General features: G+C 70.5%; 16 protein-coding genes. 6 read left to right on the top strand and 10 right to left on the bottom strand.

Translation table 11 applies throughout. The features are described 5' to 3' along the window. Positions 1 to 26 precede the first annotated feature (26 nt). A complete protein-coding gene (locus tag F0L68_RS22790) occupies positions 27 to 617 on the bottom strand; it encodes a TetR/AcrR family transcriptional regulator (RefSeq protein WP_149851667.1) in 591 nt (196 codons plus the stop codon). Between the two features lie 57 nt (positions 618 to 674). Between F0L68_RS22790 and F0L68_RS22785 the strand changes: the two genes are divergently transcribed. From F0L68_RS22785 to F0L68_RS44580, 4 genes are all read left to right on the top strand, one after another. Then, on the top strand, positions 675 to 1,181 hold the full coding sequence (locus F0L68_RS22785; RefSeq protein WP_149851666.1) for an SRPBCC family protein: 507 nt from the start codon (positions 675 to 677) through the stop codon (positions 1,179 to 1,181). A 213-nt stretch (positions 1,182 to 1,394) separates the two neighbouring features. After that, positions 1,395 to 1,991 carry an RNA polymerase sigma factor gene (locus F0L68_RS22780; RefSeq protein ID WP_188316748.1) on the top strand — a complete coding sequence of 199 codons (597 nt, stop codon included), beginning with the start codon at positions 1,395 to 1,397 and terminating at the stop codon, positions 1,989 to 1,991. Between the two features lie 223 nt (positions 1,992 to 2,214). Then, positions 2,215 to 2,775, top strand: coding sequence for an RNA polymerase sigma factor (locus F0L68_RS22775; protein WP_223199073.1), 561 nt, complete (start codon positions 2,215 to 2,217; stop codon positions 2,773 to 2,775). Beyond that, positions 2,772 to 2,903 carry a hypothetical protein gene (locus F0L68_RS44580; protein ID WP_276313877.1) on the top strand — a complete coding sequence of 44 codons (132 nt, stop codon included), beginning with the start codon at positions 2,772 to 2,774 and terminating at the stop codon, positions 2,901 to 2,903. The genes F0L68_RS22775 and F0L68_RS44580 overlap by 4 nt, the downstream gene beginning before the upstream one ends. Positions 2,904 to 2,970: 67 nt before the next feature. Here the strand turns inward: F0L68_RS44580 and ileS are convergent, their stop codons facing one another. The 9 genes from ileS to F0L68_RS22730 all read right to left on the bottom strand — a co-directional run bounded on the left by ileS (position 2,971) and on the right by F0L68_RS22730 (position 12,860). Continuing rightward, a complete protein-coding gene (ileS, locus tag F0L68_RS22770; RefSeq protein ID WP_149851663.1) occupies positions 2,971 to 6,090 on the bottom strand; it encodes an isoleucine--tRNA ligase in 3,120 nt (1,039 codons plus the stop codon). Between the two features lie 343 nt (positions 6,091 to 6,433). Then, on the bottom strand, positions 6,434 to 7,087 hold the full coding sequence (locus F0L68_RS22765) for a hypothetical protein (protein ID WP_149851662.1): 654 nt from the start codon (positions 7,085 to 7,087) through the stop codon (positions 6,434 to 6,436). Positions 7,088 to 7,158: 71 nt separating this feature from the next. Continuing rightward, positions 7,159 to 7,989: a DivIVA-like cell division protein Wag31 gene (gene wag31, locus F0L68_RS22760; protein WP_149851661.1), complete on the bottom strand. Its 831-nt coding sequence runs from the start codon at positions 7,987 to 7,989 to the stop codon at positions 7,159 to 7,161. 46 nt (positions 7,990 to 8,035) lie between these two features. Then, positions 8,036 to 8,320: a YggT family protein gene (locus F0L68_RS22755; protein WP_149851660.1), complete on the bottom strand. Its 285-nt coding sequence runs from the start codon at positions 8,318 to 8,320 to the stop codon at positions 8,036 to 8,038. A 20-nt stretch (positions 8,321 to 8,340) separates the two neighbouring features. After that, positions 8,341 to 8,994: a cell division protein SepF gene (locus F0L68_RS22750; protein WP_149851659.1), complete on the bottom strand. Its 654-nt coding sequence runs from the start codon at positions 8,992 to 8,994 to the stop codon at positions 8,341 to 8,343. A 71-nt stretch (positions 8,995 to 9,065) separates the two neighbouring features. Further along, positions 9,066 to 9,809, bottom strand: a complete 744-nt coding sequence (locus F0L68_RS22745; protein ID WP_149851658.1) for a YggS family pyridoxal phosphate-dependent enzyme — start codon at positions 9,807 to 9,809, stop codon at positions 9,066 to 9,068. Positions 9,810 to 9,885: 76 nt separating this feature from the next. Then, a complete protein-coding gene (pgeF, locus tag F0L68_RS22740; protein ID WP_149851657.1) occupies positions 9,886 to 10,602 on the bottom strand; it encodes a peptidoglycan editing factor PgeF in 717 nt (238 codons plus the stop codon). 173 nt (positions 10,603 to 10,775) lie between these two features. Beyond that, positions 10,776 to 12,116 (bottom strand): cell division protein FtsZ, encoded by a 1,341-nt coding sequence (ftsZ, locus tag F0L68_RS22735; RefSeq protein WP_149851656.1) that lies wholly within the window; start codon positions 12,114 to 12,116, stop codon positions 10,776 to 10,778. Between the two features lie 237 nt (positions 12,117 to 12,353). After that, complete coding sequence (locus tag F0L68_RS22730; RefSeq protein WP_149851655.1) at positions 12,354 to 12,860, bottom strand: DinB family protein; 507 nt, start codon at positions 12,858 to 12,860, stop codon at positions 12,354 to 12,356. Positions 12,861 to 12,949: 89 nt separating this feature from the next. On the opposite strand from F0L68_RS22730, the gene F0L68_RS22725 reads away from it, so the two are divergent. Together F0L68_RS22725 and F0L68_RS22720 are read left to right on the top strand one after the other, a co-directional pair. Further along, positions 12,950 to 13,372, top strand: coding sequence for a hypothetical protein (locus F0L68_RS22725; RefSeq protein ID WP_149851654.1), 423 nt, complete (start codon positions 12,950 to 12,952; stop codon positions 13,370 to 13,372). After that, positions 13,366 to 13,665, top strand: a complete 300-nt coding sequence (locus F0L68_RS22720) for a transcriptional regulator (protein WP_149851653.1) — start codon at positions 13,366 to 13,368, stop codon at positions 13,663 to 13,665. Before F0L68_RS22725 ends, F0L68_RS22720 begins: the two co-directional genes overlap by 7 nt. Positions 13,666 to 13,869 lie beyond the last annotated feature (204 nt).

Below are 13,869 nucleotides of genomic sequence, written 5' to 3'. Positions count from 1 at the left end.
ATCGGGCTGCAACGAGCGGGTCTGGGTTAACCCTTCGAAGCCGGCGGCACGCCCAGCGCGTGCAGCGCGTCGTCCAGGTAGGCGCGCCGGCCGACCTTGTTGGCCGGCAACATCTTCGGCGAGCTGCGCATCAGCTGCGCCTGGCCGACGTAGGCCGCGTACGCCAGCACCGCGCGCCGACGGGACTGCGTCGGCGTCCAGCCGAGTTCGCCGAACAACGTTGCCAGGTAACCGATCCGGCGTTCGGTGACCCGGCCGAGCACGGGCGCGACCACCGGGTCCTCCGCCGAGGCGAGCAGCGCGAGCAGCACCCGGTTGTCGGTGTCCTCCAGCACGGCACTGAACAGCGTGCGCAGCTTGGCCAACGGCTCGGCGATCGGTTCGAGCAGCTCGATCACCGCCTCGGTGTGCTCGGTCTCCCACAGTTCCAGGGCCGCGGTCAGCAGCGCCTCCCGGTTCGGGAAGTGCCAGTACACGCTGCCCTTGGTGGCGCCGAGGCTGGCGGCGACCGGTTCCACCGCGACGGCCGCGACGCCGCCCTCGGCGAGCGCGCGCAGCGCCGCGGCCGCCCAGTCCGACCGTGTCCGCCGTCGCTGTCCCGCGCTCTTCTCCGCCACGGTTCCGTACGCTACCGTACGGTCAGTTCCATACGGGACCGTACGGAGGTGTTCGACATGATCAGGAACGTCCACGAACGCGCGCTGCCCGTGCCGGCCGAGCGCGTCGGCGAGTTGCTCGACCGGATCGCCGAGCCGGGCAATTCCCTGTGGCCTGGCCAGAACTGGCCGCCGCTGGTGCTGGACCGGCCGCTCGCCGTCGGCGCGATCGGCGGGCACGGCCCGATCCGCTACTCCTGCACCGCCTACCGGCCGGGACGGCTGGCCGAGTTCACTTTCGAACCGGCCAAGCTCAGGGGTACGCACACCCTCGAAGTCCTCGACGGCGCCTCGCCGGGCACCTGCGTGGTCCGGCACACCGTCGTCGGCACGCCGGTCGGCTCAGGGCGCGTCGCGTGGCCGCTGGCGATCCGCTGGATGCACGACGCCCTGATCGAGGACCTGCTCGACCTGGCCGCCGTCGCCGTCGGGCACCCGCCGGCCAGGCCGGCGCGGTGGTCGCCGTGGGTTCGGCTGGTGCGCGCGGGGCTTGGGCGCCCGCCCGAGGCCGTCGCGGCGAACTGAGCACCCGAACTCAGCACCCGAACTGGGCACCCGAGCACGCGGCCCTGAGCCCGCGGCGAGAAAGGCGCGTCCACAATCGCGCGCCCCATCCGTCCTTGAGGTGAGGGACCAAAGCAGGACTGGTCCACACTCCCAGGAGGGAGGGCGGGAGATGACAGATCCGACCGGCGTCGACGCCGTGGCGACAGGAGAACCGACCGGCTGGGACGTGCGGTGACCGAACCTCCCGCGCAACCCAAGGATGACGCCGAGCCAGAGGCCCGGCACGCGGAGTTCACCCAGCTCTACGACGAGGAACACACCCGGCTGCTGCGCATCGCCGCGATGATGGCCCCGAACCTGGACGGCGAGGGAGCCGCGCACGACGCGTTCGTGCGGCTCTGGCGGCGCTGGGACACCGTGCACACCTCGAAGCGGGCCTGGCTGGTCAGGACGATGTGCAACCTGATCATCGACCAGGCCCGCAGCCTGGAACGACCCGGCGAGCTGACCGACGAGCTGACCGGCTGGCAGCGCGGCACCTACCGGGTGCTGGTGCAGCGCCAGCGCGATCCCGAGCACTGGCAGGAACTCAGCGACACGCTCAGGGCCATCGGCAAGCTCCCCGAGCAGCTGCGGACCGCGCTCGTGCTGCGCTTCTGGGAGATCTCCGACGACGAGACCGCCGAGGTGCTCGGCTGCGACCGGGCGACGGTGCGCAAGTACGTCTCCACCGCGCGGGCCAGGGTGGCCGAGGTGGTCGGCAATCCCGAACGCCGATTCGCGGCACGACCGGGACGACGTGGCAGGGGGAACGACCATGACCGCTAACGGAAGCCACGACAGGTCCGCGGAGCCCGGCGACCTCACCGGCCGCCTCGACGAGCTGCGCGACGCCCTGCGCGAGGCCATCCAGGAGGAGCCAGCGCCGGACGGCGTCGGCGTCGCGGCGATCCTGGCCGAGGCCCGCGCCGAGGACCCGCCGTCGCGGACGACCGGCCGGCGGACGCGGCCCGCTCCCGTCGCCACCGGCGCGCCCCGGCCGTGGGAGGGCCTGATCGGCCCCGACCGGCACGCGGCCTGCCTGCGGGCCGCGCGGGACGGCGACCGCCGCGCGCTCGACGTGCTCGTCGCCGAGCTGACCCCGCTGGTGTGGCACGTGGCCAGGGGCAACAGCGTCGGCAAGGAGGCCGCCGAGGACGTGGTGCAGACCGTGTGGCTCGCGCTGCTGCGGCACCTGGACCGGCTGGTCGAGCCGAGGGCCCTGGTCGGCTGGCTGATCACCACCACGCGCCGGGAGGCGCAGCGCTCCAGGCGAGCCGGCCGCGCCCAGCTGCCGCTGTCCCAGGAGGTCGCCGAGCAGTTGACCAGCGAGGAGTGGCTGCCGGAGCCGCAGGCGCTGATGGAGGACCGGGACCGCATGCTGTGGGCGGCCTTCGTCCAGCTGCCGCAACGGTGCCAGGAGCTGTTGCGGCTGACCGTGCTCGCCGGCCGGGTCGAGTACCGGTCCGTCGCCGACGCGCTGAACATGCCGAGGGGCAGCATCGGCCCGACGAGGGGGCGCTGCCTGCGAACGCTACGGGACCGACTAGAGGGAGAGGAAGGCTGGCGATGAACGCCATGACCTGGCTGGATCGCGCGCTCGACCGACTCGTGCTCGAACTGGACCCACCGCCGACCGCACTGGTCGACCGGGTCCTGTTCGCGGTCCGGCGCGCCAACCGCGCCGACAGGCGCAACTAGCAGGACACAACGCGGTGGGGCCGCGATGTCGTTGACAGCAACGACATCGCGGCCCCTTCGCGACGAACTACACCCGCGCGACGGCCACCCGCACCTTGACGCCGTCGCCGATGGTGCCCTCGAACGCGTCGATCCCTGCGTCGCCGTGGGTCACCGAGTCGGCAAGCGTCTCGGCGGCCAGGAACGCCTCGCCTGCGCGCACCGCGTCGGCCACCTCGGCCGGCAACTCCAGCGTCAGCGCGATCCGGTCGGACACGTCGAGATCGGCCGCGCGACGCGCCTGCTGCACCAACCTGACCAGGTCGCGCACGACGCCCTCGTCGGCGAGTTCCTTGGTGACCACGGTGTCCAGCACGACAAGGCCCGCCCCGCCGGGCAGCGCCGAGGTCGCCCCTGGGTCGGTGGCGACCAGCCGCTGCTCGTATTCCTCGGGGAACAGCTCGATGCCCGCCGCGACGACCCCGCCTGCCGCGTTGGTGGTCCACTCGCCCGCCTTGACCGCGCGGATCACCTTCTGCACGTCCTGGCCGAGCCTCGGCCCGCACACCCTCGCGTTCACCGCGAGCTGGAAGTGGCCGTGCGCCGACACGTCCGTGGTGAGCACGACCTCCTTCACGTTGACCTCGTCGCGGATCAGCTCGGTGAACGGCTCAAGCGCGGCGGCGTCCTCCGCCGCGACCACGAGCCTGGCCAGCGGCAGCCGCACGCGCAGCTTGTTGGCCTTGCGCAACGACAACGCCGTCGAACAGACCTGCCGCACCTGGTCCATCGCGGCGACCAGCGCGTCGTCGGCCGGCAGCTCGTCCGCGCCAACCCAGTCGGCCAGGTGCACCGAACGGCCGCCGGTCAGCCCGCGCCACACCTGCTCGGTGGTCAGCGGCAGCAGCGGCGCGGCCACCCGGCAGGTCACCTCCAGCACGGTGTGCAGCGTGTCGATCGCGTCCGCGTCGCCCGCCCAGAACCGGTCCCGCGAGCGGCGCACGTACCAGTTCGTCAGCCCCTCAAGGAACTCGCGCACGATCGCGCAGGCCCCGGACAGGTCGAACGCGTCCATCGCCTCGGTCACGGTGGCGACCAGGTCGTGCGTCTTGGCCAGCACGTACCGGTCGAGGACGTGCGTGCTGTCGACGCGCCAGGTCCCCTCCCTGCCCTCGGCGTTGGCGTAGAGGGCGAGGAAGTACCAGGAGTTCCACAGCGGCAGCACGGCCTGGCGCACCGCGTCGCGGATCCCGCGCTCGGTGACGATCAGGTCGCCGCCGCGCAGGATCGGGCTGGACATCAGGAACCAGCGCATGGCGTCCGAGCCGTCCCGGTCGAACACCTCGTTCACGTCCGGATAGTTGTTCAGCGACTTGGACATCTTCTGCCCGTCGTCGCCGAGCACGATCCCGTGCGCGATGCAGTTGCGGAACGCCGGCCGGTCGAACAGGGCCGTGGCCAGCACGTGCATGTTGTAGAACCAGCCGCGCGTCTGGCCGTTGTACTCGACGATGAAGTCGCCCGGGTAGTGGTGCTCGAACCAGTCCTGGTTCTCGAACGGGTAGTGCACCTGCGCGAACGGCATCGACGCCGACTCGAACCAGCAGTCCAGCACCTCCGGCACCCGGCGCATGGTGGAGCGCCCGGTCGGGTCGTCCGGGTTGGGCCTGGTCAGCTGGTCGATGTTGGGCCGGTGCAGGTCGGTCGGGCGAACGCCGAAGTCGCGCGCCAGGTCGTCCAGCGAGCCGTACACGTCGACCCTGGGGTACTCGGGGTCGTCGGACACCCACACCGGGATCGGCGCGCCCCAGAACCGGTTGCGCGAGATGTTCCAGTCCCGCGCGTTCTCCAGCCACTTGCCGAACTGGCCGTCCTTGATGTGCCCCGGCGACCAGTTGATCTGCTGGTTCAGCTCGATCATCCGGTCCTTGAACTTGGTCACCGCGACGAACCATGAGCTGACCGCGCGCTGGATCAGCGGGCTCGCGCAGCGCCAGCAGTGCGGGTACGGGTGGTCGTAGGTCTCGTGCCGCAGCAGCGCGCCGCTCGCCTTGAGGTCGCGGATGATCGCCTTGTTCGCGTCGAACACGTGCTGCCCGACGTAGGGCGGCACCTCGTCGGTGAACTCGCCGCGCGAGTCGACCGGGACGACCGGCTCGATGCCGGCCGCGTCGGTGACGACCTTGTCGTCCTCACCGAAGGCGGGCGCGATGTGCACGATGCCGGTGCCGTCGTCGGTGGTGACGTAGTCGGCCGGCAGGATCTGGTGCGCGTTCTCGCGGCCCACGAAGAAGTCGAACACCGGCGTGTAGCGGCGGCCGACGAGGTCGGCGCCCTTGTAGCGGGCCACGACGCGCTCGGCCGCGTCCTCGCCGAGCTCGCGGGCGTAGTGCGCGAGGCGCGCCTCGGCGAGCAGGTAGCGCTCGCCATCGTGCTCGACGGCGACGTAGTCGACCTCGGGGTGCACGGCCATCGCGAGGTTGGACGGCAGCGTCCACGGGGTGGTCGTCCAGATCAGCGCCAGCTCGCCGCTGTCCAGCCGCATGCCGACCGTGACGGCCGGGTCCTGGCGGTCCCGGTAGGTGTCGTCCATCTTGGTCTCGGTGTTGGACAGCGGCGTCTCGCAGCGCCAGCAGTACCAGAGCACCCGGAAGCCCTCGTAGACCAAACCCTTGTCCCACAAGGACTTGAACGACCACATGACGCTTTCCATGTAGTCGAGGTCGAGCGTCTTGTAGTCGTTGTCGAAGTCCACCCAGCGGGCCTGCCTGGTCACGTAGGCGCGCCAGTCCTCGGTGTACTGGAGGACCGTGGTGCGGCAGATCTCGTTGAACTTCTCGATGCCCATGGCCTCGATCTCGTTTTTGTGCGAGATCCCGAGCTGCTTCTCGGCGTGCACCTCGGCCGGCAGGCCGTGGGTGTCCCAGCCGAAGCGCCGCTCGACGTGTCTGCCGCGCATGGTCTGGTAGCGCGGGACGACGTCCTTGGCGTAGCCGGTGAGCAGGTGGCCGTAGTGCGGCAGGCCGTTGGCGAAGGGCGGGCCGTCGTAGAAGACGAACTCGTTCGCGCCGTTCTCGCCGGCCGGGCGGTGGTACACGCTCGCCTGGAAGGTGCGGTCCTCGGCCCAGTAGCCGAGCACGTCCTGCTCCAACGCCGGGAAGGAGGGCTGCGCCGGTACGCCGTCGGTGCCAGCCTTGGGGTAGGCCATCGGTGGTGCTCCTCGCGGTTCGTCCGTCTCTCGCACGGGTTCCCGATGGGAACCCACACGGGGACGACACGCCGCGTGCTGACACGCCGACGTCCCGCGGTACCACCCCGCTTGCCGGTCCGCAGTGGACCAGCCTCTCGTAACCGGCTGTGACGGGCCGGCCCGTCCGGTTCTACTGAGGCGGTGAACCGCCCGTTCTTCCGGAGACTCCCCGGTGATGGCCGGATCGATGTCTGTGCATTAAGGGTAACCCGCGCGCGCAAACCGGTTGTCCGTGTTGCCCGGCGAGCAGTGTGTCGCTGGCCGCTCCCGCCGGCGGAACACGGGCGGGCGGCCGGCTTCGCTATGCCTTGGCGCGATGCCGCGCGGCGAGCGTCGAGTCGGGGCGGCACACCGCGCAGGGCACGAAACCCAGCTGGCGCGCCTCGCGCACCGGCAGCGCCAGCGAAGGACGGCCGGCGAGCCACGAGCAGGCCGCGAGGTGGTAGCCGGGCCGCTCGTCGAGCACCCGCACCTCGTCGGTCAGCTCGGTGACGGTCAGCAGATCCGCCGCGTCGGTGTCCTCTTCGGCGGGATCCACGTCCGGCCCGCCGACGGCCGCGCCCGAGGCTACGGCCGCGCCCGAGGCTACGGCCGCGCCCGAGGCTGATGCCTTGTCACCCGGCTTGGTTCCGGTTGGCGCGGCATCCCGCGTGTCGGGTTGCATACCCCCGGTGTCGCCGTCAAGATCACCTTCGGTAACCTGATGATCACCGGACACCGCTGAGGCGTTGATCACACCCTCGTTCGCTGCGGCGGTGCCGGCCGCCCTCGAGCCCGTCACCGCCCCGCTGACGGACCTCGACCGGCGGCGAACCGTCCAGTCGACGACCAACAGCAGGGCGGCGAGCACGCTCACCCCGACCGACACCCACGCCCACAGCGTGAGCCCGGTGGTCAGGGCGGCGACGAGCAGCCCGAAGGCGGCCAGCACCAACAGCAGAACTAGGAACAGCACCAGTCAGACTCCGCTCGCGATGGAGCCCGGCTTCGACGGACCCAGAAGGACCCGCCCTGGCACGAGCTGACTCAGCCCGCCTCAGCGGCGCGCGCACCGAACGTGTAGCCACCCGTCTGCTGACGGCCGTCGGACGGCGCGGCAGGACCACGGTCCTGAAGGTCGCGCAGCGACGACTCGAGCAGCGTCTTGAGCCTGGTGCGGTACTCCCGCTCGAAGGTGCGCAGCTCGTCGATCTTCTTCTCGAGCGCGTTCTTCTCCTGGGTGATGTTGCCCATCACCTCGGCGTGCTTGCGCTGCGCGTCCCGGTCCAGCGCGGTGGCCTTCTCGCGCGCCTGACGCTCGAGGGCGTCCGACCGCGTCCGCGCGTCGTTCAGCATGGTCTCGGCGCGGCTGCGCGCCTCGTTGACCATCGTGTCGGACTTGGCCCGCGCCTCCGAGAGCAGCTGCTCGGACTTCGTCCGCGCCTCGGACAGCATGCCGTCCGCCTCGGACTTGGCCTCACCGGTGAGCCGGTCGGCCATCTCCTGGGCGAGCCCGAGAACCTTGGCGGCCTGCACGTGGTGATCGCCGCCACCACCGCCGCCACCGGGGGCCGTCTGCTCCATGACCGAAGGCGGCGGCACCGGCGCGAGTCGACGGGGCTCCTCAACGCGGCTGGCCGCGATGGCGCCGGACGACACCTTGGTCCTTGCGTCGTCGAGGTCGGCGCGGGTCGACTCCAGCTGCTGGTCGAGCTGCTCGACCTGCTGCCGGAGATCGTTGTTCTCCTCGATCAGGTGGGCCAGCTGGGCCTCAACCAGGTCGAGGAACGCGTCCACCTCGTCCTCGTTGTAGCCCCGCTTGCCGATGGGAGGCTTGCTGAACGCAACGTTATGCACGTCAGCGGGGGTCAACGACATCAGATCACCTCACGCACTCCATGGGCTGTGGTCACCCGGGTCCCCGTCACCCGGGATACGCCAATTGTTTCAGTATGAACACAACCAGCAACAGCACCATAATCGACAGGTCCAGTCCGACGCCGCCGATCCGGACCATCGGGATCACCCGACGGACCAAACGGACCGGTGGATCGGTCACTGTGTAGATGCTCTCCAGCGCGACCGCAACTCCGCCGGCCGGTCGCCACTCGCGGGCGAACGTCCGGACGAGCTCGACCACGACGCGCGCGATCAACAGCAGCCAGAAGAAGAACAGCAGGTAGTACAGAACGATCCTGACCGGTTCCACACTAGCAACTGTGCCATCTCTTAGGTGCGGTTGAAGAACCCACCCTCCGCAAGCCGTCGCCGGTCCTCCGCCGTCACGTCGATGTTGGGCGGTGAGAGCAAGAACACCTTGTTGGTGACCTTGTCGATCGACCCTCGCAGCGCGAAGGCCAGACCAGCGGCGAAGTCCACGAGACGCCTCGCGTCGGAGTCCTGGAGGTCGGTCAGGTTGATGATCACCGGGGTGCCGTCGCGGTAGTGCTCACCAATGGTGCGCGCCTCGCTGTAGCTGCGCGGGTGCAGGGTGGTGATGCGGCCGAGGTGATAGTTGGTCTGGTGTTCCTGCACAGGGCGGAGCCTAGTCACCGGCTCGCGCTGCGGCTCGACCGCCAGCGCGCCGTGCACCGGGGCCTCCTGCGACCAGTTGCGTCGGGCCCTGGTCGGGGCCTCCGGCTCGTAGTCGTCGCCGTCGTCGGCCAGCTCGGCGCGGTAGTCGGACCGGCCGCCGCCGAACAGCCGGCCACGCCGCCCGCCGCGCTCGGCGTAGGCGTCGTAGTCCTCCGGCTCGCCCGGGTAGTCGGCCCGGTAGTCCCCCCGGTGGTCGGCATACCTGCCGGCACGCTCGTCCTCGTAGCCGTCGGCGTCGTCCGCGGGGACCATCCCGAAGTAGGCCTTCAGCTTCTGCAACGCGCTCATGGCAGCCCTTCCTCCGCGACTCCCCGCCGTAGGGGTACGGTGCGGCCCGGACCCCTGCCGCCCCTCAACGGCTAGGGCGAGGCTAGCCTTCGCCCGCCGAGCAAGGCGGTTCCGACACGCACGCAGGTCGACCCGTGGGCGATCGCGTGCTCCAGATCACCGCTCATCCCGGCGGACAACTCCACCGCTCCGGGGTGATCTTCACGCAACCGTACGGCTGCGTCACTCAATGCAGCGAATGCTTTCGCTGGATCAGACCCTAGCGGGGCCACGGCCATCACGCCCCGCAAGACAAGTTCACCAGATCCAGCTACCGCGTCGGCGAGTTCGGGAAGATCCGGCAGCGGGCAACCACCCCTCGCCGGGTCGCCGTCGATGCTCGCCTGGAGCAGCACGTCCAACGGCCGGGTGCGCAGGCCCTCGGCGCGCGCGGCGGCCGAGGCCTTGGCCAACGCCTCGGCGAGCCGCACCGAGTCGACCGACTGCACCGTGTCCGCCCAGGCAACGACCGACCTGGCCTTGTTGCGCTGCAACCGGCCGACCATGTGCCAGTGCACCGGCGCGTCCCCGCGCAGCCCGGCCAGCTCGACGGCCTTGGGGCCGGCCTCCTGGTCGCGGTTCTCCGCGAACGCGGTCAGCCCGAGGTCGGTCAGCAGGGCGACATCGGTGGCAGGGAAGGTCTTGGTGACAGCGAGCAGGCGCACGGCGGCCGGATCGCGGCCGGCGGCGACGCAGGCGGCCGCGATCCGCTGCCGCACGTCCTCCAGTGATGCCGCCAGCATCACCCGGCGCTCATCGACCTCGGCGGTGCTCATCGACGTCCTCGCTCCGCTCTTGGCGCCGACGGGATTTCACGTGCGCCGGGCCGGGTGATTCGCCCGTTGTGCCCGCTCATGTCGCGTCGTCCAGATCGATCCAGGTGATCGCGGCCAATCGCCCAGTGGTGCCTTCCCTGCGGTGACTGAACAACGTGCGGTCCTCGACGGTGCAGCGCGGGTCCACGCCGATCCGCGCGACGCCCGCCGTGGCGAGCTGGTTCCACAGCCCGGCGCGCAGATCCAGCGCCGGCTTGCCGGCCCGCGACTTGCTCGCGCTGCCCGGCAGGTGCGCCTCGACATCGGCCTGCATGGCGGCAGGGACCTCGTAGCACTCGCCGCACACCGCGGGGCCGAGCAGCACCTCGATCCGCTCGACGGCGGCGCCCGCCTCGGTCATCGCGGCCAGCGCGGCCGGCAGCACGCCGACCCTGGCGCCGACCCGGCCGGCGTGCACCGCGCCGATCACTCCGGCGACCGGGTCGCCGAGCAGCACCGGCACGCAGTCCGCGACGAGCGCGACCAGTGCGAGGCCGGGTTCCGCGGTGACCAGGGCGTCGGTGGCCTCGACGGGCTCGGTGCGGGGGCCGTCGACCACGCCGACGGTCCTGCCGTGCACCTGCTCCATCCAGATGACCCGGTCCTCGGCGAGGCCGGCCGCATCGGCAAGGCGACGACGGTTCGCGGCGACGTCCGCCGGATCGTCGCCGACGTGATCACCGAGGTTGAACGAGTCATACGGCGACTTCGAGCTGCCGCCCGCCCTGGTGGTGACGACTCGACGAACGCGCAAGTTGGGCCCCTCAATCGCAAAACCGACATGAGCGACCCAAGTTTAAAGCTCCCAACACGATGGCCGTCCGACGGAGTCACTCCGCCAGGCAGTCACTGTGTTGGGAGCTCTTGGTGCGTCCCGGGGTTGGGAGCTCTTGGTGCTCCCGGGTTTGGCGCGATCCGGGGCGAGACTCAGGGACGGCGCATGAACGGCGGGACGTCTACCTCGTCGTCGGGGTCGTCGGTCACCGGAACCGGGCGGCCGGGCAGCGTGCTGCCGGTGCCGTGGTGGCTCGGCAGTCCGCTCGGCCGCTGGCCCGCCTGCGACGGGTGGTTCGCGGCGTACCCGCTCGACCCGTTGCCGAGGCCGGGCTGGGTGCCCTGGTTCTGCTGGTAGGTGCCCTGGGTGTGGTGCGCGCCGCCCTGGCTCTGCTGCGGCAGCGACGGGGCCTGCGGCTGCGGCACCTGGTTGTGCGGCTCGGTGTGCGGCAGGGCCGCGCTCTGGCCGCCGACCTGACCGGCCTGGCCGGACGCGACCGGCCCGCGCGAGGTCACCGCCGTCGGTTCGAGCTTCTTGTGCGTCGGGCCGCCGCTGTCGAAGCCGGCCGCGATCACCGTGACGCGCACCTCGTCGCCGAGCGAGTCGTCGATGACCGTACCGAAGATGATGTTGGCGTCCGGGTGCGCGGCCTCCTGCACCAGCGAGGCGGACTCGTTGATCTCGAACAGGCCGAGGTCCGAACCTCCAGCGATGGACAGCAGCACGCCGTGCGCGCCCTCCATGGACGCCTCGAGCAGCGGCGAGTTGATGGCCTTCTGCGCGGCCTGCACCGCTCTGCCTTCGCCGCGCGCCGAGCCGATGCCCATCAGGGCGCTGCCCGCGCCGGACATGACGCTCTTGACGTCGGCGAAGTCGAGGTTGATCAGACCGGGCGTGGTGATCAGGTCGGTGATCCCCTGCACACCGGAGAGCAGCACCTCGTCCGCGGAGCGGAAGGCGTCCATCAGGCTCACGCCGATGTCGCCGAGCTGGAGCAGCCGGTCGTTGGGGATCACGATGAGCGTGTCGCACTCGTTGCGCAGCTCCTGGATGCCATCCTCGGCCTGCTTCGCCCTCCGCTTGCCCTCGAAGGAGAACGGCCGGGTGACCACACCGATGGTGAGTGCGCCGAGCTTGCGAGCGATCGAGGCGATCACGGGCGCGCCGCCGGTGCCGGTGCCGCCGCCCTCGCCCGCGGTCACGAACACCATGTCGGCGCCCTTGAGGACCTCTTCGATCTCCTCGCGGTGGTCCTCGGCCGCCTTGTGGCCGACCTCGGGGTTGGCGCCTGCGCCGAGACCCCTGGTCAGTTCGCGGCCGATGTCGAGCTTGACGTCCGCGTCGGACATCAGAAGCGCCTGCGCGTCGGTGTTGACCGCGATGAACTCGACGCCCTTGAGGCCGACCTCGATCATGCGGTTCACGGCGTTGACGCCGCCGCCACCGATGCCGACGACCTTTATCACGGCGAGGTAGTTGTGCGGGGGCGTCATGGGATCCGCCTTCCTGATCGTGGCTCCTGCTGTGGTGCTGGGTGGGTGCCGGTGCCGGCCCGAGCGGGTCGACTCCCCGAACCGCTCGCCACCCGGATTGAAACTCTCAACCTCAACAAGAGATCAAGAGTTATGTCAACCCCGTATGTCGTTGCTGGACGGTATGCACCACCGATGCACGGGTCCAGTTGCCACGCCGAGTGTTGGCGCACGTCATTTCGACACTGAGCCCGAGAACTACTCGCCGGTCACCCCGTCGAGGAACTCGCGCACGACGTCGAGGTGGCCCGCGTGCCGGCCGGTCTCCTCGACCATGTGGACCAGCACCCATCGCACCGAGACAGTGCCATCACCCCGGAACGGGACCTCGTGGTCGAGATCCAGCCCCGCGACGACGTCGCGGCTGACCGCGCACTGCGCAGCGTAGTCGCCCAGCAGACCCGTGATCGTCACCCCGTCCGGGATTCGGAAGTCCGCGTCGGGATCCTCCTTGGTATACGGCGCAAGACTGGGCCGTCCCGCGAGCACGACCTCGAACCAGTACTCCTCGACCCAGCGCAGGTGCGAGACGATCCCGGCCATCGTCATCAGCTGCGACGGCAACACGGAACGGCGTGCGTCCTCTTCGGACAGTCCGGCGCACTTCAGGTGCACGGTGCCGCGCAGGTAGTCCAGAAAACCGGTGGTGGTGGCGCGCTCGTCGCCGGCCCATGGCGGGTCGACCCGCTCTGTGATGATCGTCATGGCGCCAAGTATCACCTGCTCACCCGACATTTTCCGCAACGGAAACTGACGGGTTGACAGAGTGGAAAGTGTCGCGTTGACTTTCCAGCATGGAAACAGGAGACGGACGGCCGACCCCGACGGAGGCGGCCGAGGCGCTGGCCGCGATCGAGCAGACCCAGGCGACGCTGCACCGCACCCCTTCGCCGAAGTGGTACCCGCCCAGCCTGGCCGCCATGGTCGGCGGGCTGATGTTGGCCCAACTCCTGCCCGGCATCGCCGCGCCGCTGGCGGCGATCGCGCTCGCCGCCGGGACCGGTGCCCTGATCGGCAGGCGCATCGACCGGACCGGCATCAGGCCGAGGATCACCGAGGACCGCAGGAAGGTGACCTGGCTCATCACCGGCGTCTGGGCCGCGCTGCTGATCACCGTCGGCGTGCTCGCGCACTTCGCTGGCCTGTGGTGGCTGTGGTTGGTGGCGGCCCCGGTCGCCGCGATCGGCGCCCTGCTGGCCGGCCGGCGGCTGTGGTAGCCGGCGGCGAGCCGGCCGACGGCTTCAACGCGACCATCCACGGACCGCACCGGCTGCGGATCTGCGCCCTGCTGCACCCCGTAGTCGAGGCCGAGTTCGCCGCGCTGCGCGCCGCGCTCGAGGTGAGCGACTCCGTGCTGAGCAAGCAGATCACGGTGTTGGTCGACGCGGGCTACGTGACCCAGCGGCGCGCGGTGCGCGACACCAGGCAGCGGGTCTGGCTGCGGCTCACCCCGGAGGGCCGAACCGCCTACGAGGGCCACGTCGCGGCCCTGCGCGCCATCGTCGGCTAGGGGGCCGTCCCATAAGCCCGTCGGGGCCAGCGCGAGACCGACGTGGCCTGATCAGGCCACCTTGGGCGATGTCTGGTTCGGCTCCCGGCCGCGCTGCGATGATGGCCGGATGGTGATGAAGGAAGCAGCGGGGAGCGTCGCCGCTGACGAGAGCCTCTGGCACGTGTTCGCGTTACTCGGGACGATCCTCGCCGTAGTCGCCCT

This window comes from Solihabitans fulvus (genome assembly GCF_008386585.1).
In the GTDB taxonomy this organism is placed as follows: Bacteria; Actinomycetota; Actinomycetes; order Mycobacteriales; family Pseudonocardiaceae; genus Solihabitans; species Solihabitans fulvus.
Note: the sequence above shows the minus strand (reverse complement) of the source record. Positions and strands in the feature narration are given on the sequence as shown.